Consider the following 23,899-nt stretch of genomic DNA (forward strand, 5'->3'; position numbering starts at 1 on the left):
CTGAACACGGGAGAGGTCCACGTCGAATGTGACGTGGACCTCTTCTCGTTGAGAACAAAACGTTCGCAACTCCGGACGGCTAACGCCTACTCGGCGGTAGGTGCGACGATCGGACCGCAAAACGCAGCAAACGCAGTAGCAGCGAAAGCAGAGGAAGTCGGCCATGGCAACGGCGCCCAGCGTCTCCTACTCGATGACGGTCCGGCTGGAGGTGCCCGCGAGCGGAACCGCGGTCTCCCAGCTCACCGGAGCCGTCGAGTCCCACGGAGGCTCGGTGACCGGCCTCGACGTGACCGCCTCCGGCCACGAGAAGCTCCGCATCGACGTCACCATCGCCGCGACCTCCACGGCCCACGCCGACGAGATCGTCGAGCAGCTGCGCCACATCGAGGGCGTCACGCTCGGCAAGGTCTCCGACCGTACGTTCCTGATGCACCTCGGCGGCAAGATCGAGATGCAGTCCAAGCACCCCATCCGCAACCGTGACGACCTCTCGATGATCTACACGCCGGGCGTGGCCCGCGTCTGCATGGCGATCGCCGAGAACCCCGAGGACGCCCGTCGCCTCACCATCAAGCGCAACTCCGTTGCGGTCGTGACGGACGGCTCCGCCGTGCTGGGCCTCGGCAACATCGGCCCCAAGGCCGCGCTGCCCGTCATGGAGGGCAAGGCGGCCCTCTTCAAGCGGTTCGCCGGCATCGACGCCTGGCCGCTCTGCCTGGACACCCAGGACACCGACGCGATCGTCGAGATCGTCAAGGCCATCGCCCCCGGCTTCGCGGGCATCAACCTGGAGGACATCTCCGCGCCCCGCTGCTTCGAGATCGAGGCCCGCCTGCGCGAGGCCCTCGACATCCCCGTCTTCCACGACGACCAGCACGGCACCGCGATCGTCGTCCTCGCCGCCCTGACGAACGCACTTCGCGTCGCCGGCAAGGCGATCGGGGACATCCGCGTCGTCATGTCGGGCGCCGGCGCGGCCGGTACGGCCATCCTCAAGCTGCTCATCGCCGCCGGGGTGAAGAACGCCGTCGTGGCCGACATCCACGGTGTCGTGCACTGCGACCGCGCCGACCTCGTCGACGCCGCCACCGACTCGCCGCTGCGCTGGATCGCCGACAACACCAACCCCGAGGGCCTCACGGGCACGCTCAAGGAGGCCGTGCGCGGCGCCGACGTGTTCATCGGCGTCTCGGCCCCGAACGTCCTCGACGGCGACGACGTGGCTGCCATGGCCGACGACGCGATCGTGTTCGCGCTCGCGAACCCGGACCCCGAGGTCGACCCCGCGATCGCCCGGCAGACGGCGGCCGTCGTGGCCACCGGCCGCTCCGACTTCCCGAACCAGATCAACAACGTGCTGGTCTTCCCCGGTGTCTTCCGCGGTCTCCTCGACGCCCAGTCCCGCACCGTCAACACGGAGATGATGCTCGCCGCGGCGACCGCTCTCGCGGACGTCGTCACCGAGGACGAGCTGAACGCGAACTACATCATCCCGAGCGTCTTCAACGACAAGGTCGCGGGCGCGGTCGCCGGGGCGGTGCGCGAGGCCGCGAAGGCGGCGGCGTCGGTCTGAGCCCCGCTGTGACGGTTGCCACGGCGCCGCGTCACCGGCGCGTCGCGGGGCCGGACGGCTTCTGCCGCCCTTTAGTGTGGCGGCCAAGCTCAGGCCTGCCGGGCCCTGCGGTCCGCTCCGCGGGCGGACGCCGCGCCACCGTGGCGATGGTGGCGCTTTCCGTGTGACTCCCAAGGGTGTTCGTGTGACTCCCAGGGGTGCCGGATTGGCTTTCCCGCCGCAGGTGAGTGCAGGATGCGTTTCTGGGCGCGAGGGTCTGACGACGGACCCGGGTCCGCCTCAACGGCAAGAAGAACACGGGAGTAACAACATGAACCGCAGTGAGCTGGTGGCCGCGCTGGCCGACCGCGCCGAGGTGACCCGCAAGGACGCCGACGCCGTGCTGGCCGCGTTCGCCGAGGTCGTCGGCGACATCGTCGCCAAGGGCGACGAGAAGGTCACCATCCCCGGCTTCCTGACCTTCGAGCGCACCCACCGGGCCGCTCGCACCGCTCGCAACCCGCAGACCGGCGACCCGATCCAGATCCCGGCCGGCTACAGCGTGAAGGTCTCCGCGGGCAGCAAGCTCAAGGAAGCGGCCAAGGGCAAGTGACGCCGCCGCCCGTACGCCGTCCGGCGTGCGAGGCGCAGTAACGCCAGTGGGGCGGTCTCCCGGTCGGGAAACCGCCCCATCGGCGTGTGTACGGACTGTACGGCTGTGCCTCTGGCCGAGCGCCTTGCCCGGCAGTTCGGCCTTGGCGCCCAGTTCCATGAGCTGTTCCATGCTGTGTTCATCCGGGGGGTGACCCCCGGACCCCGGCCGGGAGCAGCGGTGGCCTTCTGCGGTGGTTGTGTGGTTGCTCTCGGCCTCAGCCGAGCGCCTTGCCCGGCAGTTCGACCTTCGCGCCCAGTTCCATGAGCTTTTCCATGAAGTTCTCGTAGCCGCGGTTGATGAGTTCGATGCCGTGGACCCGGGAGGTGCCCTGGGCGGCGAGGGCGGCGATGAGGTAGGAGAAGCCGCCGCGGAGGTCGGGGATGACCAGGTCGGCGCCCTGGAGCCGGGTGGGGCCGGACACGACGGCGGAGTGCAGGAAGTTGCGCTGGCCGAAGCGGCAGACGGAGCCGCCGAGGCACTCGCGGTAGAGCTGGATGTGCGCGCCCATCTGGTTCAGCGCCGAGGTGAAGCCCAGCCGGGACTCGTAGACCGTCTCGTGGACGATCGAGAGGCCGGTGGCCTGTGTCAGGGCGACGACCAGAGGCTGCTGCCAGTCGGTCTGGAAGCCGGGGTGGACGTCCGTCTCCAGCGCGATCGACTTCAGATGGCCGCCGGGGTGCCAGAAGCGGATGCCCTCGTCGTCGATCTCGAAGGCGCCGCCCACCTTCCGGTAGGTGTTCAGGAACGTCATCATCGAGCGCTGCTGGGCGCCCCGGACGTAGATGTCGCCTTCGGTCGCCAGCGCGGCGGACGCCCAGGAGGCGGCCTCCAGGCGGTCCGGGAGGGCTTTGTGGTTGTAGCCGCCGAGCGAGTCCACACCGGTGATGCGGATCGTGCGGTCGGTGTCCATCGCGATGATGGCGCCCATCTTCTGCAGGACGCAGATGAGGTCTTCGATCTCCGGCTCGATCGCCGCGTTCGCGAGCTCCGTGACACCCTCCGCGAGGACGGCCGTGAGCAGCACCTGCTCGGTCGCGCCCACCGACGGGTACGGCAGCTGGATCTTCGTGCCGCGCAGCCGCCGCGGCGCCTCCAGGTACTGGCCGTCGTCCCGCTTCTCGATCTTCGCGCCGAACTGCCGCAGCACCTCGAAGTGGAAGTCGATCGGTCGGCCGCCGATGTCGCAGCCGCCGAGACCGGGGATGAAGGCGTGGCCGAGCCGGTGCAGCAGCGGACCGCAGAACAGGATCGGGATGCGCGACGAGCCCGCGTGGGCGTCGATGTCGGCGACGTTCGCGCTCTCCACGTTCGTCGGGTCCATCACCAGCTCGCCCGGCTCGTCACCCGGGCGGACCGTTACGCCATGCAGCTGCAGCAGCCCGCGTACGACCCGCACATCGCGGATGTCGGGCACGTTGCGCAGCCGGCTCGGACCGCTGCCGAGCAGCGCGGCGACCATGGCCTTGGGTACGAGGTTCTTCGCACCGCGGACACGGATCTCGCCACTGAGCGGGGTGCCGCCGTGTACAAGCAGTACGTCGTCAGAGCCGTTGACGGTCATGGATCTCGCGTTCCGTGGAGTTGGGCAGAGGCTTTCCGGCGTGGACGGACGGCCGGCGGACCCGTTGTGCGGGACCGGCGCGCCGTGGGCCGGAGAGCTAGCGTAATCGCCGCCCACCCCCCTTCCGTAAGCCCAAGTGCCTCTCAGCCACGTCATGGGTTTGCCACAACACGAACCGTTCACCACCGGCAACACGCCGTCACCGTCACGGCCGTGCGCCCCGGTCGCTTCCCCGTGGCGTGAGCTGCATTCACACCGCTACCGGCATTGGCTCCCCGCACGCGGGCAGGATGCGGGATCATGTCTGGCATGACCGAGGTGTCCTCGCTCACAGGGCGGCTGCTCGTGGCCACGCCCGCCCTGGCGGACCCGAACTTCGACCGCGCTGTCGTGCTGCTCCTCGACCACGACGAGAAGGGCTCGCTCGGCGTGGTCCTCAACCGGCCGACCCCGGTGGGCGTCGGCGACATCCTGGAGGGCTGGGCGGAACTCGCCGGCGAACCCGGAGTCGTCTTCCAGGGGGGCCCGGTGCAACTGGACTCGGCGCTCGGAATCGCGGTGATACCCGGTGGCGGCTCCGTGGACCGGACCCCGCTCGGCTGGCGGCGCGTGCACGGCGCGATCGGCCTCGTCGACCTCGAGGCCCCGCCGGAGCTGCTGGCCTCCGCGCTCGGCTCGCTGCGTATCTTCGCCGGGTACGCGGGCTGGGGGCCCGGCCAGTTGGAGGACGAACTGGTTGAGGGGGCCTGGTACGTCGTCGAGTCCGAACCCGGCGACGTCTCCTCACCCTGCCCGGAGAGACTCTGGCGCGAGGTCCTGCGCCGCCAGCGCAACGATCTCGCGATGGTGGCCACGTACCCGGACGACCCTTCGCTCAACTGATGCCTGTGAGCTTCAGTACCCTTGGCGTCATGAGCACTCTTGAGCCCGAGCGCGGTACTGGTACGGGGACCCTCGTCGAGCCGACGCCGCAGACGTCGCACGGCGATGGTGACCACGAGCGCTTCGCCCACTATGTCCAGAAGGACAAGATCATGGCGAGCGCCCTCGACGGCACGCCCGTCGTGGCGTTGTGCGGCAAGGTGTGGGTCCCGGGCCGTGACCCGAAGAAGTACCCCGTGTGCCCCATGTGCAAGGAGATCTTCGAGTCCCTCGGCGCCGGCGGCGGCGACCAGGGCGGCAAGGGCGACGGCAAGCAGTAGCCGGCCGGCCGGACGTACCCCCGGGTGCGGGATGCCGGCTCGCTGAGCATGGCCGCGGTGCCTGTTGGGCGGGTGCCGCGGTCTCGTCGTGCGTGAGGGTGGGGGATGGCGGGCGAGGAGAGCACCAAGACCGCCGAGCTGTTGGAGCGGGCGTGGCGGCTGGCCGGGAAACACCGGTACCGCGAGGCCCGCGCGCTCGTCGAGAAGACCGAGCCGGAGAGCCCGGCCGAGCTGGTGCTCGCCGCGCGGGTGCTGCTGGAACTCCGCGATCCGTATGTGGCGTTGCCGCTCGCGCGCAGGGCGCTGGCTCTTGAGGAGGGGCTCTGGCGTGCGTATGTGGTGATCGCCTTCGCCCACCTGCGGGGCAGGGCGACGCACCAGGAGGGCGTCGTGGCGGCTCGCATGGCCGTACGGCTGGCGCCGGACGAGCCCGAGCCGTACGCGGCGCTCGGGTACGCGTTGGTCAAGCGGGACGGACCCAAGTCCGCCGAGAGCCGGGCGGCGTACGAGCGGGCCAAGGAGCTGGCGGGCGGGACGGGCAGGAAGCGGTTGCGTCCACCGGGGGCGCCGCGGCCCGTCGTGGGATGGGTGTGGCCCGCCGTGGTGATGGCCTTCGGGGTGCTCACCCTGATCGTCCCGGAGGACCTGCGTCTGCTGTTCCAGGCGATCCTGTGGCTGGTGTTCCTGGTCTCCCTGGCCGGCGTCGTGCGGCCGTGGCCGGCGGGCATGTCCTGGCGCGAGGCTCGCCGCAGACGGCGGTCGAGAGAGAACGATTTCGGCCGTTGATCGCCGAACTCCCGCATTCCCGGCCCCTGGCCGCCATGGTTGCGTTGCACGGAGTGCTTCTGCCGGTCACAAGGTGGTTGAGACCTCTTGTGGGCATTGTCATGTACTCCCTAGCCTCCGGGGTGTTGTAGAGAGCAAAACGCTCGTTGCGCATGTTGCAACGCTCCGCTCCCCCCTCGGAGGACGTTCCATGAAGCTCGCCGCCAGACTCGCCGCGCCCGTAGCGGCCCTAGCCCTCGCGGGGCTGACCGCCTGTGCCCCGCAGACCTCCGACAACTCCTCCTCCGGGGAGGACGAGAAGACCGGCACGCTCCGTGTCTGGCTCTTCCAGGAGGTGAGCAACGAGCCGAAGCAGAAGGTCGTCGACAAGGTGGTCGACGCCTTCGAGAAGGCGCACGACGGCGCGAAGGTGAAGATCGAGTACATCCCCGTCGAGACCCGCGCCCAGCGCATCAAGGCCGCCTTCAACGACCCGAAGAGCGCCCCGGACCTCATGGAGTTCGGCAACACCGACACGGCCGGCTATGTGAAGGACGGCGGACTCGCCGACGTCACCACGGCGTTCAACGACTGGTCCGAGTCCAAGGACTCCGACCCGACCGCCAAGACCTCCGTGACGGTCGACGGCAAGATCTACGGGGCGCCCTTCTTCGTGGGCGTGCGCGCGCTGTACTACCGCACCGATGTCTTCGAGGAACTCGGTCTCCAAGCCCCGAAGTCCCTGGACGAGTTGACGGCCACCGCGAAGAAGATCCGCGCGGCCAAGCCCGACCTGTACGGGCTCGTCGTCGGCGGCGCCTACACCTACGGCGCGATGCCCTTCGTCTGGGCCAACGGCGGCGAGATAGCCGAGGGCAAGGGCGGCTCGTACGCCTCCACGATCGACAGCGCGGCCGCCCAGAAGGGCATCGAGGCGTACACCTCGCTCTTCGGCGACGACAACTGCCCCGCCGCCAAGTGCGCGGGCATGGGCGGCAACGACACGGTCACCGCGTTCGCCGCCGGCAAGGCGGGCATGGCGATCGGCGGCGACTTCAGCCACGCGGCCGTGGAGGCCGGCAAGGTCAAGGGCAAATACGCGGTGGTACCGCTGCCTGGCGTGAAGTCCGGTTCGGTGGCCCCGGCGTTCGCGGGCGGCAACAACGTCGGCGTCCTGAAGAGCACCACGCACCGCACCCTCGCCGTCGACCTGATGAAGCGGCTGGCGTCCAAGGAGACCCAGGGCGAACTCTTCGACGCGATGGGCTTCCTGCCGACGTACACCGACGTACGGGCCGAGGCTGCCAAGGAGGAGCCGTTCATCGAGCCGTTCGTGACGACGCTGTCGTCCGGGACGAAGTTCGTGCCCGCCTCCCCGGCGTGGGCGCAGATCGACGCCTCGCTGGTGCTGCCGACGATGTTCCAGGAGGTCGTCAGCGGCAAGAAGGACGTGGCGGAGGCGTCGAAGGACGCGGCGACGCAGATGAACGACGCGTTCAGCTCCGCCGGCTGAACCGATGGCGGCGCACGACACGGTCGAGAAGACCGCCGGACGGGTCGCGCTCACCAGAGCCGCGACCCGCCCGCCCCGCAAACGCGAATGGGCCCCCTGGGTCTATCTCGCCCCCGCGCTCGTCGTCCTCGGCGGGCTCCTCGTCTACCCCGTCTACCAACTCGGCCTGATCTCGCTCCTGGAGTACACCCAGGCACAGGTCAGCGGCGGCGAACCGACCCGCTTCCAGGGCTTCGCGAACTACGCGGAGCTCTTCGGGGACCCCGAGTTCTGGCAGGTTCTGCTGGCCACGGTCGTCTTCGCGGGGGCCTGTGTGGTGTCCACGCTCGCCGTCGGGTGCGCGCTGGCCGTGCTGCTGACACGAGTACGGGCCGTGCCGCGCCTCGCGCTGATGCTGGCGGCGCTCGGGGCGTGGGCGACCCCCGCGATCACCGGCTCCACGGTCTGGCTGCTCCTGTTCGACCCGGACTTCGGCCCGGTCAACCGGATCCTGGGACTGGGGGACCACTCCTGGACGTACGGGCGTTACAGCGCCTTCTTCCTCGTCCTGCTCGAAGTGGTGTGGTGCTCCTTCCCGTTCGTGATGGTGACCGTCTACGCGGGCATCCGCTCCGTGCCCTCCGAGGTCCTGGAGGCCGCGGCCCTGGACGGCGCCTCGCAGTGGCGGATCTGGCGGTCGGTCCTCGCGCCGATACTCCGCCCGATCCTCGTCGTCGTCACCATTCAGTCGATCATCTGGGACTTCAAGGTCTTCACCCAGATCTATGTGATGACGGGCGGCGGCGGTATCGCGGGCCAGAACCTCGTACTGAACGTGTACGCCTACCAGAAGGCCTTCGCGTCCTCGCAGTACAGCCTCGGTTCGGCGATCGGTGTGGTGATGCTGGTCATGCTGCTGGCGGTCACCCTGGTGTATTTGCGACTGCTGCGCAGGCAAGGGGAGGAGCTGTGAATTCGTCGGGTTTCCCGCGGCGGCCCTGGCGGCTCGCCGCGGAGGCATCGGCCCTGGTCATCGCCGTCGTGGTGGCGTTCCCGCTTTACTGGATGGCGCTGAGCGCCTTCAAGCCGGCGGGGGAGATCGAGTCGACCGAGCCCCGGCCCTGGACCCTCGCGCCGACCCTGGATTCGTTCCGCCGCGTCTTCGGGCAGGAGGAATTCGGCCGCTACTTCGTCAACAGCCTTGTCGTCGCCTGCACCGTGGTGGTTGTCTCCGCGCTCATCGCGTTTCTCGCGGCGACGGCGGTCACCCGATTCCGCTTCCGCTTCCGGACCACCTTGCTGATCATGTTCCTGGTGGCCCAGATGGTGCCCGTGGAGGCGCTGACCATCCCCCTCTTCTTCCAGATGCGGGACTTCGGCCAACTGAACACCCTGGGTTCGCTGATCCTGCCTCACATCGCCTTCTCGCTGCCGTTCGCGATCTGGATGCTGCGCGGCTTTGTGAAGGCGGTACCGGAAGCGCTGGAGGAGGCGGCCTACCTCGACGGGGCGAGCCGTTCCCGATTCCTCTGGCAGATCCTTTTCCCGCTCGTCTTCCCGGGGTTGGTGGCCACCAGCGTCTTCTCCTTCATCTCGGCCTGGAACGACTTCCTGTTCGCCAAGTCGTTCATCATCAGCGACACGTCGCAGTCGACCCTGCCGATGGCCCTCCTGGTGTTCTACAAGCCCGAAGAGCCGGACTGGGGCGGCGTGATGGCGGCGTCCACGGTGATGACCGTTCCGGTGCTGATCTTCTTCGTACTCGTACAGCGACGGCTGGTCTCCGGACTGGGCGGCGCGGTCAAGGACTGACGTGAGTGAACTGATTCCCGCGCCCCGCAGCGTCGACGCCGGCTCCGGCGAGGTGCGGCTGACGGAGTACTCCCAGCTCTACGCCGACACCGCGACGGAGGGCGTCGGCCACTGGCTGCGCACCGTCCTGCGGGAGGCCACCGGCCTGCCTCTGCGCGAGGGGCGGGAGCTCGACGACACCGACGAGGACGGCATCGGGCTCCAGCTCGACCCCGGGCTCGGTCCCGAGGAGTACCGCCTGGTCAGCGATTCGTCCGGCGTCCTCATCGAGGGCGGCAGCGCGGCCGGTGTCTTCTGGGGCGCCCAGACACTGCGGCAGCTCCTCGGCCCCGACGCGTACCGCAGGGCCCCGCTCGGTCGCGACCGCACCTGGGCCGTGCCGCACGTCACGATCGAGGACGCCCCCCGCTTCGGCTGGCGCGGCCTCATGCTGGACGTCGCCCGCCACTTCATGCCCAAGGACGGAGTCCTCCGCTACCTGGACCTGATGGCCGCGCACAAACTCAACGTCCTCCACTTCCACTTGACGGACGACCAGGGCTGGCGGATCGAGATCGAGCGATACCCGAGGCTGACGGAGGTCGGTTCCTGGCGGGCGCGCACGAAATTCGGCCATCGCGCGTCACCCCTCTGGGAGGAGAAGCCGCACGGCGGTTACTACACGAAGGACGACATCCGTGAGATCGTCGCCTACGCGGCCGAGCGGCATATCACCGTGGTCCCCGAGATCGACATCCCGGGACACAGCCAGGCCGCCATCGCCGCGTATCCGGAACTGGGCAACACCGATGTCATCGACACGACCTCCCTCACCGTCTGGGACACCTGGGGCATCAACAAGAACGTACTCGCCCCCACTGACAACACCCTGTGCTTCTACGAGGGGGTGTTCGAGGAAGTCCTGGAGTTGTTCCCTTCGGCCTTCGTGCACATCGGCGGCGACGAGTGCGCCAAGGACCAGTGGAAGGAGTCGGCCACCGCGCAGGCGCGCATCCGGGAGCTGGGGCTCGCGGACGAGGACGAGTTGCAGTCGTGGTTCATCCGGCACTTCGGCAACTGGCTGACCGCGCGGGGGCGTCGCCTGATCGGATGGGACGAGATCCTGGAGGGCGGGAGCCGAGCCGAAGGGCGGATCGGAGCGCCCGGAGGCGAGGCGACGAACAGCAGCCTCGCGCCGGGGGCGGCCGTGTCGTCCTGGCGGGGCTACGCGGGCGGCGTGACAGCGGCCCGCGCGGGCCACGACGTGGTCATGTGCCCCGAGCAGCAGGTGTATCTGGACCACCGTCAGGACGGCGGCCCCGACGAGCCGGTGCCCATCGGCTACGTACGCACCCTGCAGGACGTCTTCCGGTTCGAGCCGGTTCCACCGGAGTTGACGCCCGACGAGGCACGGCACGTGCTGGGTACCCAGGCCAATGTGTGGACCGAGGTGATGGAGGACCCCGCGCGCGTGGATTACCAGACGTTCCCGCGTCTGGTGGCCTTCGCCGAGGTGGCCTGGAGCCGGCTGCCGGCCCCCGCCGAGCGTGACTTCGCCGACTTCGAGCGCCGGATGGCGGCCCATTACCCACGACTTGACGCCTTGGGGGTCGGTTATCGGCCGCCTTCGGGGCCGCGCCCGTGGCAGCGGCGACCCGGCGTGCTCGGACGTCCGATCGAGGGGACGCCCCCGAACGTGTGAGGCGACGGCGAACCCGTAGGACCGAAGCGCGTGTTCTGCGACGGTGGCCTCAGAGGAACAAGAGACACAAGAGACACAAGGGGGCACGTGACGCCGGAAGTGGCAATCGGTACCTATTGGTGATGTCGCGCCAAAACGGACCATCTCTCGGGTGAGGTGGGCGAATGCCTCCTAGCGGACCCCCGCGTTCGGGCCTCGCGAGAATGTGCCAGAGTTGCCACGTCCGCCCTGTCAGCACGTACCGTACGGCAACACAGGCGGACCAGGTGGGGCAGCGGGAAGGGGCATCCGGTTTGACCACGCACGCACCGCAGGCGGCGCAGGCCGTGACTCTGCCCGGCTCGCTGGACGAGGCCGTGGCGGCCCTCGCCGCCATGCCCTGGGCGGTTCCGGTGGCGGGCGGCACGGACCTCATGGCCGCGGTCAACTCCGGGCAGCTCAGGCCCGCCGCGCTGGTCGGGCTCGGCAAGATCAGCGAGATCCGCGGCTGGCAGTACCAGGACGGACACGCCCTGCTGGGCGCCGGACTGACGCACGCCCGGATGGGGCGCCCGGACTTCGCGGCGCTCATCCCGGCGCTCGCCGCCGCCGCGCGCGCCGCCGGACCACCACAGATCCGCAACGCCGGCACCCTCGGCGGCAACATCGCGACGGCCGCCCCCACCGGGGACGCGCTGCCCGTGCTGGCCGCCCTGGAGGCCACACTGATCATCGCGGGCCCGGGCGGGGCCCGCCGTGAGATGCCCGTCTCGCATCTGCTGGCCGGCATGGAGATGCTGCGCCCCGGCGAACTCATCGGCTTCGTGCGCGTGCCGTTGCTGCACGCGCCCCAGGTCTTCCTGAAGGCCACCGGCCGCACCGGCCCCGGCCGCGCGACCGCCTCCGTCGCCCTCGTCCTCGATCCCGCCCGGCGCGGGGTGCGGTGCGCCGTCGGAGCCATAGCGCCGATGCCGCTGCGGCCCCTGGACGCCGAGACCTGGGTCGGTCAGCTGATCGACTGGGACGGCGAGCGCACCCTCGTCCCCGAGGCACTGCAGGCCTTCGGCGAGTACGTCGCCGCCGCCTGCATCCCCGACCCGGCCCCCGAGGTCGACGGCTCCGTACCACCGCTTCCGCCCGCCGTACTGCATCTGCGGCGCACCGTCGCCGCGCTGGCCCGACGAGCACTGGGGAGGGCACTGTCGTGACCGACGACCAGCACGGAGAGGGCACCCCGCAGCAGGGGGGCCAGAGCGGCTGGGAGCGGCTGCCGCAGGGCGACTACGACGACGGCGCCACCACGTTCGTACAGCTCCCCGAGGGGGGCATCGACGCGCTCCTCGCCGCCGACAGCCCGCTCGCCGCGCCCGGCCACGGCTATGTGCCGCCGCAGATAGCGGCCAACAACACCGACACGGCCAACACCGCCGGAACCGACCCGTCCGCCCCGGGCGACTGGGCGATGCCGGCCGGGGGCGCCCAGTGGCACGACCCGAACGCCGGGCAGCCGCAGCCCCCGACGCAGGACGGTTTCACGTACAACCCCGGCTCGACCGGGCAGTGGACGTTCGAGGAGCCGGCCGCGCAGGAGGGCGTCGCTCCCGGTCACGATGTGACCGGCGAGTGGTCGATTCCGGTCGCCGGAGGCGATCTTCCGGACGAATCCGGTGAGTTCAGCACGTCGGCCCTCGTCGAGCAGTGGGGCGGCAACCCGCCCGCCACGCTTCCCGGCGGCGCCGCCGCGCCCTGGGCGACCGAGCAGATCGGCACGGCGTGGACCGCGCCGCCGCCCCCGGACCGGGCCGAGGAGCACACGGCCGAGGACCGTACGGCAGGGGAGAGCGCGGCAGGCGGGGCCGCGGAGGCCCCCGGGGAGCCCTCCGCGGCCTCTGGAGAGGCGTACGCGGATCCGGCCTCAGAGACCCCCGGGGAGGCCCCGGAAGCCGCCCAGGAGCCCGCTGAGGCGATCGGCGAGGCCGACGCGGAGGCCGCGGGCCCCGAGCGGCCGGAGGAGCCGGAGACGGTCGCCGCGACCGACGGGACCGACACCGAGGACGACCCGGCCCCGGCCGACGAGCCCGCCCCGACCCCGCCCCCGCACGACGACCACCCCCTCGCCTCGTACGTCCTGCGCGTCAACGGCACCGACCGGCCCGTCAGCGACGCCTGGATCGGCGAGTCGCTGCTCTACGTGCTGCGCGAGCGGCTCGGCCTCGCGGGCGCCAAGGACGGCTGCTCGCAGGGCGAGTGCGGCGCCTGCAACATCCAGGTCGACGGCCGGCTCGTGGCGTCCTGCCTGGTGCCCGCCGTCACCGCCGCGGGCAGCGAGGTGCGCACCGTCGAGGGCCTTGCCGCCGACGGGCAGCCCTCGGACGTACAGCGGGCCCTCGCCAAGTGCGGTGCCGTGCAGTGCGGTTTCTGCGTGCCCGGTATGGCGATGACCGTGCACGACCTCCTCGAGGGCAACCCCGCCCCCACCGATTTGGAGACCCGCCAGGCGCTCTGCGGCAACCTCTGCCGCTGCTCCGGCTACCGGGGCGTCCTGGCGGCCGTCCGCGACGTCGTCGCCGGACGCGAGGCGCACACGGCGGCCGAGAACGAGGCCGCCGCGGATCCCGACGAGGCCCGCATCCCGCACCAGGCGGGCCCCGGCGCGGGCGGCGTCAACACGGCGGCGTACGACTCCCGGGGAGCACCCCCACCGGCACCGCACGACCCCGACCGGTCCTACGGCGGCCAGGGGTTGTCGTTCACCGGCCCGGACGACACGTACGGTGGCCAGGGCCAGTCGTTCGGCGGTCAGGACGACTCGTACGGTGGCCAGGGCCAGTCGTTCGCCGGCCAGGGCGACACCTACGGTGGCCAGGGCCAGTCGTTCGGCGGTCAGGACGACTCGTACGGCGGTCAAGGTCAGTCGTTCGCCGGCCAGGGCGACACCTACGGCGGTCAAGGTCAGTCGTTCGCCGGTCAGGACGACTCGTACGGCGGTCAGGGCCGGTCGTTCGGCCAGGACGGAGGCCAGGCGTGAGCAACGAAACCGTCATCGCGACGCCCGCGGGCCCCGGCGAGGCCGCGCCCGCCCCCGAGCAGCTGCCGCACGGCCTGGGAGTGTCCCTGCCGTCCGCCGACGCCCGGGCCAAGTCGGAGGGCACCTTCCCGTACGCGGCCGACCTGTGGGCCGAGGGCCTGCTGTGGGCCGCCGTGCTCCGCTCGCCGCACCCGCACGCGCGCATCGTGTCCATCGACACGTCCCACGCGCGCGAGATGCCCGGCGTACGGGCCGTCGTCACCCACGAGGACGTGCCGGGCGTCTCCCTGCACGGCCGCGGCAAGGCCGACCGGCCGCTGTTCGCCTCCGAGGTCGTCCGCCACCACGGCGAGCCCATCGCGGCCGTCGCCGCCGACCACCCCGACACCGCGCGGATGGCCGCCGCCGCCGTCATCGTCGAGTACGAGGTACTCGACCCGGTGATCGACCCGGAACAGGCCTTCGAGGCCGAGCCCCTGCACCCCGACGGCAACCTGATCCGCCACATCCCGCTGCGCCACGGCGACCCGAACGCGGCCGGCGAGATCGTCGTCGAGGGCCAGTACCGCATCGGCCGCGCGGACCCGGCCCCCATCGGCGCCGAGGCCGGCCTCGCCGTGCCCCGCCCCGACGGCGGCGTCGAGCTGTACGTGGCCTCCACCGACCCGCACACCGACCGCGACGCGGCCGCCGCCTGCTACGGCCTGGCCCCCGACCGCGTCAAGATCGTCGTCACCGGTGTCCCCGGCGCCACCGCCGACCGCGAGGACCAGGGCTTCCAGCTCCCGCTCGGTCTGCTGGCCCTGAAGACGGGCTGCCCGGTCAAGCTGACGGCGACCCGCGAGGAATCCTTCCTGGGCCACGCCCACCGGCACCCCACCCTGTTGCGCTACCGCCACCACGCGGACGCCGAGGGCAAGTTGATCAAGGTCGAGGCGCAGATCCTGCTCGACGCGGGCGCGTACGCCGACACGTCGTCGGAGGCGCTGGCCGCCGCCGTCTCGTTCGCCTGCGGCCCGTACGTCGTCCCGAACGCCTTCATCGAGGGCTGGGCGGTCCGCACCAACAACCCGCCCTCCGGCCATGTGCGCGGCGAGGGCGCCATGCAGGTCTGCGCCGCGTACGAGGCCCAGATGGACAAGCTGGCGAAGAAGCTGGGCATCGACCCGGCGGAACTGCGTATGCGCAACGTGATGTCCACGGGTGACGTGCTGCCCACGGGCCAGTCCGTGACCTGCCCGGCCCCGGTCGCCGAACTCCTCCAGGCCGTCCAGGAGTTCCCGCTCCCCGCCCTCCCCAAGGACACCCCCGAGGAGGAGTGGCTCCTTCCGGGCGGCCCCGAGGGCGCGGGCGAGCCGGGGGCTGTCCGCCGAGGCGTCGGCTACGGCCTCGGCATGGTCCACATGCTCGGCGCCGAGGGCGCGGACGAGGTCTCGACCGCCACCGTGAAGGTCCACGACGGCATCGCGACCGTGCTGTGCGCGGCCGTCGACACCGGCCAGGGCTTCTCCACCCTCGCCCGGCAGATCGTCCAGGAGACCCTCGGCATCGACGAGGTCCACATCGCCCAGGTCGACACCGACCAGCCGCCGGCGGGCCCGAGCTGCCGCGGCCGCCACACGTGGGTCTCGGGCGGCGCGGTGGAACGAGCGGCCAAGATGGTCCGCACGCAACTGCTGCAACCGCTCGCGCACAAGTTCGGCATGTCCACGGAGCTGTTGCAGATCACCGACGGCAAGATCACGTCGTACGACGGTGTCCTGTCGACCACGGTCGCGGAGGCGATGGACGGCAAGGAACTCTGGGCCACGGCCCAGTGCCGCCCGCACCCCACCGAGCCGCTGGACGGCGCCGGCCAGGGCGACGCCTTCGTGGGCCTGGCGTTCTGCGCGATCCGCGCGGTCGTGGACGTCGACATCGAACTCGGCTCCGTACGGGTCGTGGAACTGGCCGTCGCCCAGGACGTCGGCCGGATCCTCCACCCGACGCAACTCGCCGCGCGTATCGAGGCGGGCGTCACCCAGGGTGTGGGCGTGGCCCTCACGGAGAACCTGCGCACCCCCCGAGGCCTGATCCGCCACCCCGACCTCACCGGCTACGCCCTGCCCACCGCCCTCGACGTCCCCGACATCCAGATCGTCACACTGGTGGAGGAACGGGACGTCATCGCTCCCTTCGGCGCGAAGGCGGCCAGCGCGGTGCCGGTGGTCACGTCTCCGGCGGCCGTCGCGGCGGCCGTCCGGGCGGCCACGGGCCGTCCCGTGAACCGCCTGCCGATCCGGCCGCAGGCGGCGGTGGTGACGGGGGCGTAGACAGCCCCTGACGCAGCTGCTGACGTAGCCCTGAGGTGCGTGTTCGCCCGCACGTCGGGCGTTGTCAGTGGGGCGGCGTATGGTTCTTGGCAGTGGGGAGGACGGCCGCTCGGCGGTGCGGGATCCCCGCTGGGGGAAGCACGCTGCGAACCATGTGCCGGGGGGAGCCATGAGCACAATGACGATGGGGACAATGGGCCTGACGGACCTGAAGGACCTGAACCACTTGAACGACCTGGCGGTGCTGTCCGGGGGACCGGCCACGCGCTCCGGACTGGCGCTGGACCTGCCCGCCCGGCTGCTGGACGAGGAGTTCGGCCAGAGCACGGTGTGGCGCTTCGAGGACTTCGACTTCCCGGCCACGCTCACCCACGAGCCGACCCGCCGCTTTCTGCGGGACATGGGCCTGCCCGAGGACCACGGCTTCTTCCGGCTCGACACGGACATCCCGCTGCCGACCCTCGCCGAGTACTACGCGAACGAACGCCCCGGAGAGTTCGCCCCCGAGCAACTCCCGGCCAGAACCGCCCACTTGATCCGACTCGGCCACTTCGTCGAGGGCAACAGCCTCGTCGTCGACGGCACCACCGGCGCGATCCTCAACTGGAGCGAGCCCGAGTCGACCCTCTGCCCCCTCAACGCCGACATCTCCACCCTCGCCTTCACCCTCTGGCTCCTCCACCGCGAGAAGCGCGAGGGAACAGCCACGGGCTGCTGGGTGGAGACACTGCGCAACAAGGCCTGCGCGGGGCTCTGAAAGTGCCGGGCACGCGACGATGGCCGACCACTGAAAAGCGGTCGGCCATCCCCCCGTGCTGGAGGCCGTGGCGGGAATCGAACCCACGTAACTCGCTTTGCAGGCGAGTCCCTAAACCACTCGGGCACACGGCCGGGTCGAAAGCGTCAGGGTTGTGGTGCCTGTCGTTTCGGACTCGATGTGTAGACCGTAGGCGGGGCCCGGGTGGGGCTCAAGTGGTGCGGGGGCGCTGCAACGGGACTGCCATACGCCGTTCATGAATGGCTGGGCGTACGACGAAGGTCCCGGGTGGTGGGGGACTTCGGACAGGGGCGAATGTCGGTGGTGCCCCTTACGCTGGCGGGCATGGCCGACTCCGAACCGCGTGGCACAGGCGTCACGCAGAGCCCTGCCCCGTCCGCTGTCGCCGATGGCGAGCAGAGCGTGCTGAGTCGCTCCTACCGGGGGCTCAGTATCGGGATCGTCTCGGTCGTGCTGCTGATCGCGTTCGAGGCCATGGCGGTCGGTACGGCCATGCCGGTCGCGGCACGGGAGCTGGACGGGATCTCGGCGTACGGGTTCGCGTTCTCGGCGTACTTCACGACGAGCTTGTTCGGGATGGTGCTGGCGGGGCAGTGGGCGGACCGGCGGGGGCCGTTGGGGGCGCTGACGGCGGGGATCGGTGGCTTCGCCGCCGGTCTGGTGCTGTCGGGGACCGCCGGGACCATGTGGCTCTTCGTCCTCGGGCGGGCCGTGCAGGGGCTCGGTGGCGGGCTGGTGATCGTCGCGTTGTACGTGGTGGTCGGGCGGGCCTACCCGGAGCGGTTGCGGCCGTCGATCATGGCGGCCTTCGCGGCGAGCTGGGTCATCCCGTCCGTGGTCGGCCCGCTCGCCTCGGGCGCGGTGACGGAACAGCTGGGCTGGCGCTGGGTGTTCGTGGGGATTCCGGTGCTGGTGGTGCTGCCGTTGGGGCTGGCGCTGCCGCAGATACGGCGTAAGGCTTCCGGGCCGGTGGAGGGTGCGGGTGCGGAGGGGGCGGTGGCGCCGGGTGGCTCCTCCTTCGACCGTCGGCGCATCCGGCTCGCCTTCGGGATATCGCTCGGGGCCGGGCTGTTGCAGTACGCGGCTCAGGACCTGCGGTGGGGGTCGCTCGTGCCGGCGGTCGTGGGGGTCGGGCTGCTGGTGCCGGCCGTGTTGGGACTGTTGCCACGGGGGACGTATCGGGCGGTGCGGGGGCTGCCGTCGGTGGTGTTGTTGCGCGGGGTGGCGGCGGGGTCGTTCGTGGCGGCCGAGTCCTTCGTGCCGTTGATGCTGGTGACGCAGCGGGGGTTGTCGCCGACGCTCGCCGGGTTCTCGCTCGCGGCGGGTGGGGGGACCTGGGCGCTGGGGTCGTGGGTGCAGGCGCGGGCGCGGGTGGAGCCGTACCGGGAGCGGCTGATGACGGTGGGGATGGTGCTGGTCGCGGCGGCGATCACCACGCTGCCGGGTGCGCTGATCGACTCCGTCCCGGTGTGGACCGTGGCCGTCGCGTGGGCCTTCGGGTGCTTCGGGATGGGGCTCGTCATCTCCTCCACCAGCGTCCTTCTGCTTCAGCTCTCCGCCCCCGAGCAGGCCGGCACCAACTCCGCCGCCCTCCAGATGTCCGACGGCCTCTCCAACGCCCTCCTCCTCGCGGCGGGCGGCGCGGCCTTCGCCGCACTGGGCGGCGGCGCGGTCGCCCATACGACCACCACCACGGCCTCCGGCGCCGGTTCGCACCCGGCCGCCTTCGTCGCGGTGTTCCTGCCGATGGCGGGGGTGGCGTTGGTGGGGGCTTGGGTGACTACGCGGTTGCGGGCCGCTACTCCCTAAGTGGTACTGCTTTGACCCCACCATCTGGTGCCGTTTTGGTATGGCTATGAACCTGCGTCTCCGCGACGACCAGACGGAAGCTCTGAAGCTGCGCGCCGAGGAGGAGGGCACCAGCATGCACGCCATACTGCTGAAAGCCGTGGACGACTATCTGGCCAGGACAGCGCACGAGGCTCTGGTCCGCAAGGCCGCCAAGGAGCAGACCGTCAAGTGGGCCGAGCTGCTGGAGCGGCTCAAGTGACCTGCGTCTACTTGTCGGCCGAGGACGCCCTGGCCATCGCCGAGCTTGCCGTCGATGACCAGAACGTGGTGGTACGGGACGTGGGTCTGCTGGAGTCCGCCGTACACCGCCCCTCTGCCTCGATGTTCGGGCAGGAGGCGTACAACGACGTGTTCGGCAAGGCGGCGGCACTCCTGCAGTCGCTCGTGATCAACCGTCCCCTGGTCGACGGGAACAAGCGCACGGCCTGGACCTCCTGTGTCGTCTTCCTCGCCATGAACGACGTGCAGCTCCGACCGGACATCGACGCCGCCGAACGCCTTGTGATCGCCGTGGCCACCGGTGACATGGATGAGGTCAAGGTCATCTCCGAGGCTCTGCGGGAGCTTGCCGAGCAGCCGATGTGAGCTGAGTCCCATCTGCGGGTGACCCGGTCCCGTTCGCGCGTTGACGGAACCGGGTCGCCGGTAGGGTGGCCCGGTTGTCATACGTAGCCGAGGTGTCCGAGTCGCTGCGCGAGTCGCCCGGGGCTACCCGCCGAGCCGCTCGACCCCCAGACCGGAGACCGTGACTACCACCGCCGCCTCCTCGAACCACCACCTCTCGCCCGCCTTCCCGGGTCGTGCCCCATGGGGTACCGCCGGCAAGCTGCGTGCCTGGCAGCAGAGGGCGATGGAGAGGTATATCCAGGAGCAGCCGCGGGACTTCCTCGCGGTCGCGACCCCGGGCGCCGGGAAGACGACCTTCGCGCTGACGCTCGCGTCCTGGCTGCTGCACCACCACGTCGTGCAGCAGGTGACGGTCGTGGCGCCCACCGAGCACCTGAAGAAGCAGTGGGCCGAGGCCGCTGCGCGGATAGGGATCAAGCTGGACCCGGAGTACAGCGCGGGGCCGCTCAGCAAGGAGTACGACGGGGTCGCGGTCACCTACGCGGGTGTGGGCGTGCGGCCCATGCTGCATCGCAATCGCAGCGAGCAGCGCAAGACCCTCGTGATCCTGGATGAGATCCACCACGCCGGGGACAGCAAGTCCTGGGGCGAGGCGTGCCTGGAGGCCTTCGAGCCCGCCACCCGGCGGCTCGCGCTCACCGGTACGCCCTTCCGGTCCGACACCAACCCCATCCCCTTCGTGGCGTACGAGGAGGGGACGGACGGGATCCGGCGGTCGTCCGCCGACTACACCTACGGCTACGGCAACGCGCTCGCCGACAACGTCGTGCGGCCCGTCATCTTCCTCTCCTACAGCGGCAACATGCGCTGGCGGACCAAGGCGGGCGACGAGATCGAGGCGCGCCTCGGCGAGCCCATGACCAAGGACGCGATCAGCCAGGCCTGGCGTACGGCCCTCGATCCGCGCGGTGAGTGGATGCCGAGCGTGCTGCGCGCCGCCGACCAGCGGCTCACCGAGGTCAGGAAGGGCATCCCGGACGCCGGCGCCCTCGTCATCGCCACCGACCAGGACTCCGCCCGTGCCTACGCCAAGCTGATCCGCGAGATCACGGGGACGAGCGCGACGGTCGTCCTCTCCGACGATTCGGGCGCCTCGAACCGTATCGACGAGTTCAGCGCCGGCACCGACCGGTGGATGGTCGCCGTGCGGATGGTGTCCGAGGGCGTCGACGTGCCCCGGCTGGCCGTGGGCGTCTACGCCACCACCATCTCCACCCCGCTCTTCTTCGCCCAGGCCGTCGGACGCTTCGTACGGTCCCGGCGGCGCGGCGAGACCGCGTCGGTGTTCCTGCCGACCATCCCCGACCTGCTCACCTTCGCCAACGAGATGGAGGTGGAGCGGGACCACGCCCTCGACAAGCCGAAGAAGGAGGGCGAGGAGGACCCGTACGCCGAGGAGGACAAGCTCCTCGCGGAGGCGGAGAGGGAGCAGGACGAGGACACCGGCGACCAGGACATGCTGCCGTTCGAGGCGCTCGAGTCCGACGCCGTGTTCGACCGGGTCATGTACAACGGCGCCGAGTTCGGCATGCAGGCCCACCCCGGGAGCGAGGAGGAGCAGGACTACCTCGGGATTCCGGGGCTGCTGGAGCCCGACCAGGTGCAGTTGCTGCTCCAGAAGCGGCAGGCGCGGCAGATCGCACACAGCCGCAAGAAGCCGGACGCCGAGGCCGATCTGGTGGAGCTTCCGGCCGACCGGCGGCCGGTCGTCACCCACAAGGAGCTGCTTGAGCTGCGGAAACAGCTCAACGGTATGGTCGGCGCGTACTCCCATCAGTGCGGCAAGCCGCACGGTGTCATCCACACCGAGGTGCGGCGTGTGTGCGGCGGACCACCGAGTGCCGAGGCCACGGCGGGGCAGCTGCGGCAGCGGATCGCCAAGGTGCAGGAGTGGGCCACCCGCATGAAGTGACGTCCGGCTCGGGACGATCGCAGGCACAGGCACAGGCACAGGCACAGGCACAGGCGCAGAACGCGCAGGTGCAGGTGCAGGTGCAGGCGCAGGCGCGTGGGGTCAGGATGTGCGCGGGCGAAGGGTTCAGGGCGTGCGCAGGCGTGGGGCCGGTGGACGGATGGGCGCGCGTGTTCACGTATGCGCTGGGTGTGGGGTTGTGCGCGCCGGGTGAGGCCCGCCTGCACTTTTCGCGACAAATCGAAGTAGTCCGTACCGGTCATTGACCGGATTCTGGACGGAGTCTTCCGCTCAGCGAACCGGCTCGTCTACTGTCCCGCTACGCACACGCCCCGTGGCAGCGCCGCCGCGGAGCGCAGCCGTGAAGCGACTCCGCCCGGATCATCCGGGTTCAGCCGATCGGCGGCCTCTGTAGCGCGTCGCCGAACGGGACCGGTGGCGCATCAGCCGTGACAGGACAGGGGTCGCCGCCCTCACCAAGAAGGAGTGGGCGTCGTGACCGCGGAGACCTCTCAGACGCTTGATCGGGGACTGCGTGTCCTCAAGCTGCTGGCCGATACCGATCACGGGCTGACCGTCACCGAGCTGTCCAACAAGCTCGGGGTCAACCGGACCGTTGTGTACCGTCTGCTCGCCACCCTGGAGCAGCACTGCCTCGTACGACGTGACCTGGGCGGACGTGCCCGGGTCGGGCTGGGTGTGCTGCGGCTCGGGCGGCAGGTGCATCCGTTGGTGCGGGAGGCCGCGTTGCCCGCGTTGCGGTCGTTGGCCGAGGACATCGGGGCGACCGCCCATCTCACGCTCGTCGACGGAACCGAGGCGTTGGCCGTCGCGGTCGTCGAGCCGACGTGGACGGACTATCACGTGGCCTACCGGCCCGGCTTTCGGCACTCCCTCGAGCGGGGGGCCGCGGGGCGGGCGATTCTGTCGGGTCGGCAGCAGCCGGGGGACTGGCCCGGGTACGCGCTCACGCACGGGGAGTTGGAGGCGGGGGCCAGCGGGGCCGCCGCGCCGCTGCTCGGGGTGACGGGGGTCGAGGGCAGTGTGGGAGTCGTGATGCTGGCCGATGCCGTGCCGGAGCGGGTCGGGCCGCGTGTCATGGACGCGGCCCGAGAGGTGGCCGACGCGTTGCGGTGACGCCGGGTGCGTGCTGCGGTGACACCGGTTGGTGTCGCTTGCCCGGCCCGCAGCTGAGACGGCTATGGCAGCGTGTTCAGCCAGTCCAGCAAGTGCTTGTTGAAGGTGTCCGGCTGTTCCATGTTGGCGTAGTGGGCGGTGCCCTCGATGGAGATGGACTGGCCCTCGCCGGCGACCGTGGTGACCAGGCGTTCGGCCATGGCGATGAGGTCGGGGGCGTCGAGGGCGCCGTTGATGGCGAGGGTGGGGACGGTGATGGTCGTGGCGCGGGCCCAGGTGTCGGTCACCGGGACGTGCCAGTCCGTCTCGCCGACGGTGTGCTTGGCGGCGGTGGCGCGGCTCATCTCCCGTACGCGCCGCACGATGTCGGGGTCCACGTCGTCGACCGTGCGGTGCGGGCCGGCGACGGCCTCGCCGACCACTTCGAGCCAGCCCTCGATGTCGCCGGACATCAGCGCGCCGTAGTAGCGGGCGACGCTGTCCTTGGTCCAGGGGTCCGTGTGCTCGGGCTCGCTGGTCCCGACGCCGCTGACGACGAGGGCGCGTACGAGTTCGGGATGCTCCAGTGCCGTGTCGACGGCCGTGCCTCCGCCCATCGACATGCCGATCAGGGCCGCCGGGCCCGTGTCCAGGTGGCGCAGCAGCGCGGCGAGGTCGTCGGTGAGGCGGAACGGCTTGCTCGCGTTGGCGGAGGAGCCGTGCCCTCGGGCGTCCGGTGCGATGACGCGGTGACCGGCCGCCAGTGCGGGCACCAGGTCGCGCCACATGCGGTGGTCCGTGAAGCCGCCGTGCAGCAGCACGAGCGGGCTGCCCGAACCGACGTCCTGATAGGTGAGCGGACCGTCGTCGGACTGGAACGTGAACGTGAGTACCTGCGAGGCATCAGTCATGACAACTAAGGTGTCATATTGGGGGCGGAATGACAACCTGGTTGTCATTCTGCCCCGGAGCGGGGTGTGGAAGAGAATGAGCCCGTGACAGAGAACAAGGAGCCGCTGCCGCCCGACGTGCTCGCCGGGCGGCTGTCCGAGGTGTTCGCCGTCCTCGGTCCCCTCTACCGGCGGACGACCCGCGCGCTGGAGCTGAAGGAACGCAAGGAGGGGTTCCCCGTCGGCGTACGCGCGGTCCTGGAGCTGTTGAGCATGAGCGGGCAGCCCATGACCGTGCCGCAGATGGGCCGGACGCTGGCGCTGAGCAGGCAGTTCGTGCAGCGGATGGTCAACGAGGCGGCGGGGCGGGACCTCGTCGAGGCCATCCCGAACCCCGCGCACCAGCGGTCCTCCCTGATCCGGCTGACCGATACCGGCCGGGCGACCATCGACGCGCTGGTCGCCCGGGAGAGTGTGCTGCTGAAGCGGGCGAGCGGTGACCTGACGGGGGCCGACGTCGACGCCTGCGTACGAGTGCTGACGCATCTCCTCGAACTCTTCGAGGACGTGGACGTCAACTGAGGCCCGTCGGCCCACCGCACCGGCTTCCGCCTCTGGGCAGCACCGGCCCGGGTACCACCGGCCCCTGGCCGGAAGTACCCCTCACGTTAGATTGATCCCGT

21 protein-coding genes and 1 tRNA gene are annotated in these 23,899 nt (G+C 70.6%); 19 read left to right on the plus strand and 3 right to left on the minus strand.

The features are described 5' to 3' along the window. Positions 1-163: 163 nt before the first annotated feature. Both ACFU53_RS18840 and ACFU53_RS18845 read left to right on the plus strand, forming a co-directional pair. Positions 164-1,576, plus strand: a complete 1,413-nt coding sequence (locus ACFU53_RS18840) for an NAD-dependent malic enzyme (protein WP_383993187.1) — start codon at positions 164-166, stop codon at positions 1,574-1,576. Between the two features lie 310 nt (positions 1,577-1,886). Then, positions 1,887-2,168, plus strand: a complete 282-nt coding sequence (locus ACFU53_RS18845; RefSeq protein ID WP_005486790.1) for an HU family DNA-binding protein — start codon at positions 1,887-1,889, stop codon at positions 2,166-2,168. 256 nt (positions 2,169-2,424) lie between these two features. Here ACFU53_RS18845 and murA read toward each other — a convergent pair whose 3' ends face one another. After that, a complete protein-coding gene (gene murA / locus ACFU53_RS18850) occupies positions 2,425-3,771 on the minus strand; it encodes a UDP-N-acetylglucosamine 1-carboxyvinyltransferase (RefSeq protein WP_383993190.1) in 1,347 nt (448 codons plus the stop codon). Between the two features lie 309 nt (positions 3,772-4,080). Between murA and ACFU53_RS18855 the strand changes: the two genes are divergently transcribed. From ACFU53_RS18855 to ACFU53_RS18905, 11 genes are all read left to right on the plus strand, one after another. After that, positions 4,081-4,653, plus strand: a complete 573-nt coding sequence (locus ACFU53_RS18855) for a YqgE/AlgH family protein (RefSeq protein WP_383993193.1) — start codon at positions 4,081-4,083, stop codon at positions 4,651-4,653. Positions 4,654-4,682: 29 nt separating this feature from the next. Further along, on the plus strand, positions 4,683-4,973 hold the full coding sequence (locus tag ACFU53_RS18860) for a DUF3039 domain-containing protein (protein WP_326582432.1): 291 nt from the start codon (positions 4,683-4,685) through the stop codon (positions 4,971-4,973). Positions 4,974-5,078: 105 nt separating this feature from the next. Then, a complete protein-coding gene (locus ACFU53_RS18865) occupies positions 5,079-5,759 on the plus strand; it encodes a hypothetical protein (RefSeq protein ID WP_383993196.1) in 681 nt (226 codons plus the stop codon). A 190-nt stretch (positions 5,760-5,949) separates the two neighbouring features. Further along, positions 5,950-7,251, plus strand: a complete 1,302-nt coding sequence (locus ACFU53_RS18870; RefSeq protein ID WP_383993199.1) for an extracellular solute-binding protein — start codon at positions 5,950-5,952, stop codon at positions 7,249-7,251. Positions 7,252-7,255: 4 nt separating this feature from the next. After that, entirely contained in the window at positions 7,256-8,203 is a 948-nt protein-coding gene (locus tag ACFU53_RS18875) for a carbohydrate ABC transporter permease (protein WP_383993202.1), read from the plus strand. Further along, a complete protein-coding gene (locus tag ACFU53_RS18880) occupies positions 8,200-9,042 on the plus strand; it encodes a carbohydrate ABC transporter permease (protein WP_383993205.1) in 843 nt (280 codons plus the stop codon). The genes ACFU53_RS18875 and ACFU53_RS18880 overlap by 4 nt, the downstream gene beginning before the upstream one ends. A gap of 1 nt (position 9,043) precedes the next feature. Beyond that, positions 9,044-10,723, plus strand: a complete 1,680-nt coding sequence (locus ACFU53_RS18885; protein WP_383993208.1) for a beta-N-acetylhexosaminidase — start codon at positions 9,044-9,046, stop codon at positions 10,721-10,723. A 293-nt stretch (positions 10,724-11,016) separates the two neighbouring features. Continuing rightward, positions 11,017-11,910 carry an FAD binding domain-containing protein gene (locus ACFU53_RS18890; protein ID WP_383993211.1) on the plus strand — a complete coding sequence of 298 codons (894 nt, stop codon included), beginning with the start codon at positions 11,017-11,019 and terminating at the stop codon, positions 11,908-11,910. Continuing rightward, on the plus strand, positions 11,907-13,730 hold the full coding sequence (locus tag ACFU53_RS18895; RefSeq protein ID WP_383993214.1) for a 2Fe-2S iron-sulfur cluster-binding protein: 1,824 nt from the start codon (positions 11,907-11,909) through the stop codon (positions 13,728-13,730). Before ACFU53_RS18890 ends, ACFU53_RS18895 begins: the two co-directional genes overlap by 4 nt. Beyond that, a complete protein-coding gene (locus ACFU53_RS18900) occupies positions 13,727-16,042 on the plus strand; it encodes a xanthine dehydrogenase family protein molybdopterin-binding subunit (protein ID WP_383993217.1) in 2,316 nt (771 codons plus the stop codon). Before ACFU53_RS18895 ends, ACFU53_RS18900 begins: the two co-directional genes overlap by 4 nt. Before the next feature lie 169 nt (positions 16,043-16,211). After that, positions 16,212-16,799, plus strand: a complete 588-nt coding sequence (locus ACFU53_RS18905) for an SUKH-4 family immunity protein (protein WP_383993219.1) — start codon at positions 16,212-16,214, stop codon at positions 16,797-16,799. 59 nt (positions 16,800-16,858) lie between these two features. On the opposite strand, the gene ACFU53_RS18910 is transcribed toward ACFU53_RS18905, so the two are convergent. Continuing rightward, positions 16,859-16,933, minus strand: a tRNA-Cys gene (locus tag ACFU53_RS18910). Positions 16,934-17,144: 211 nt separating this feature from the next. On the opposite strand from ACFU53_RS18910, the gene ACFU53_RS18915 reads away from it, so the two are divergent. From ACFU53_RS18915 to ACFU53_RS18935, 5 genes are all read left to right on the plus strand, one after another. Then, positions 17,145-18,629 (plus strand): MFS transporter, encoded by a 1,485-nt coding sequence (locus tag ACFU53_RS18915; protein ID WP_383993222.1) that lies wholly within the window; start codon positions 17,145-17,147, stop codon positions 18,627-18,629. A gap of 40 nt (positions 18,630-18,669) precedes the next feature. Continuing rightward, on the plus strand, positions 18,670-18,870 hold the full coding sequence (locus ACFU53_RS18920; RefSeq protein ID WP_037703578.1) for a ribbon-helix-helix protein, CopG family: 201 nt from the start codon (positions 18,670-18,672) through the stop codon (positions 18,868-18,870). Beyond that, entirely contained in the window at positions 18,867-19,256 is a 390-nt protein-coding gene (locus ACFU53_RS18925; RefSeq protein WP_383993226.1) for a type II toxin-antitoxin system death-on-curing family toxin, read from the plus strand. Before ACFU53_RS18920 ends, ACFU53_RS18925 begins: the two co-directional genes overlap by 4 nt. 160 nt (positions 19,257-19,416) lie before the next feature. Continuing rightward, positions 19,417-21,210 carry a DEAD/DEAH box helicase gene (locus ACFU53_RS18930; RefSeq protein ID WP_383993229.1) on the plus strand — a complete coding sequence of 598 codons (1,794 nt, stop codon included), beginning with the start codon at positions 19,417-19,419 and terminating at the stop codon, positions 21,208-21,210. A gap of 495 nt (positions 21,211-21,705) precedes the next feature. Beyond that, positions 21,706-22,347 carry an IclR family transcriptional regulator gene (locus ACFU53_RS18935; protein WP_383993232.1) on the plus strand — a complete coding sequence of 214 codons (642 nt, stop codon included), beginning with the start codon at positions 21,706-21,708 and terminating at the stop codon, positions 22,345-22,347. Positions 22,348-22,409: 62 nt separating this feature from the next. Here ACFU53_RS18935 and ACFU53_RS18940 read toward each other — a convergent pair whose 3' ends face one another. After that, the gene (locus ACFU53_RS18940; protein ID WP_383993235.1) at positions 22,410-23,237 is read right to left on the minus strand and encodes an alpha/beta fold hydrolase; all 828 of its coding nucleotides are present in this window, start codon (positions 23,235-23,237) and stop codon (positions 22,410-22,412) included. Positions 23,238-23,321: 84 nt separating this feature from the next. Here ACFU53_RS18940 and ACFU53_RS18945 point away from each other — a divergent pair, with 84 nt between their 5' ends. Next, the gene (locus tag ACFU53_RS18945) at positions 23,322-23,798 is read left to right on the plus strand and encodes a MarR family winged helix-turn-helix transcriptional regulator (protein WP_383993238.1); all 477 of its coding nucleotides are present in this window, start codon (positions 23,322-23,324) and stop codon (positions 23,796-23,798) included. The last annotated feature ends 101 nt before the right edge of the window (positions 23,799-23,899 follow it).

The organism is Streptomyces sp. NPDC057474, from assembly GCF_042802555.1.
GTDB lineage: Bacteria > Actinomycetota > Actinomycetes > Streptomycetales > Streptomycetaceae > Streptomyces.

Coding starts and splice junctions, on each gene's coding strand:
- ACFU53_RS18840 (WP_383993187.1), top strand. CDS start 164: ATGGCAACGGCGCCCAGCGTCTCCTACTCGATGACGGTCCGGCTGGAG.
- ACFU53_RS18845 (WP_005486790.1), top strand. CDS start 1,887: ATGAACCGCAGTGAGCTGGTGGCCGCGCTGGCCGACCGCGCCGAGGTG.
- murA (WP_383993190.1), bottom strand. CDS start 3,771: ATGACCGTCAACGGCTCTGACGACGTACTGCTTGTACACGGCGGCACC.
- ACFU53_RS18855 (WP_383993193.1), top strand. CDS start 4,081: ATGACCGAGGTGTCCTCGCTCACAGGGCGGCTGCTCGTGGCCACGCCC.
- ACFU53_RS18860 (WP_326582432.1), top strand. CDS start 4,683: ATGAGCACTCTTGAGCCCGAGCGCGGTACTGGTACGGGGACCCTCGTC.
- ACFU53_RS18865 (WP_383993196.1), top strand. CDS start 5,079: ATGGCGGGCGAGGAGAGCACCAAGACCGCCGAGCTGTTGGAGCGGGCG.
- ACFU53_RS18870 (WP_383993199.1), top strand. CDS start 5,950: ATGAAGCTCGCCGCCAGACTCGCCGCGCCCGTAGCGGCCCTAGCCCTC.
- ACFU53_RS18875 (WP_383993202.1), top strand. CDS start 7,256: ATGGCGGCGCACGACACGGTCGAGAAGACCGCCGGACGGGTCGCGCTC.
- ACFU53_RS18905 (WP_383993219.1), top strand. CDS start 16,212: ATGAGCACAATGACGATGGGGACAATGGGCCTGACGGACCTGAAGGAC.
- ACFU53_RS18915 (WP_383993222.1), top strand. CDS start 17,145: ATGGCCGACTCCGAACCGCGTGGCACAGGCGTCACGCAGAGCCCTGCC.
- ACFU53_RS18920 (WP_037703578.1), top strand. CDS start 18,670: ATGGCTATGAACCTGCGTCTCCGCGACGACCAGACGGAAGCTCTGAAG.
- ACFU53_RS18940 (WP_383993235.1), bottom strand. CDS start 23,237: ATGACTGATGCCTCGCAGGTACTCACGTTCACGTTCCAGTCCGACGAC.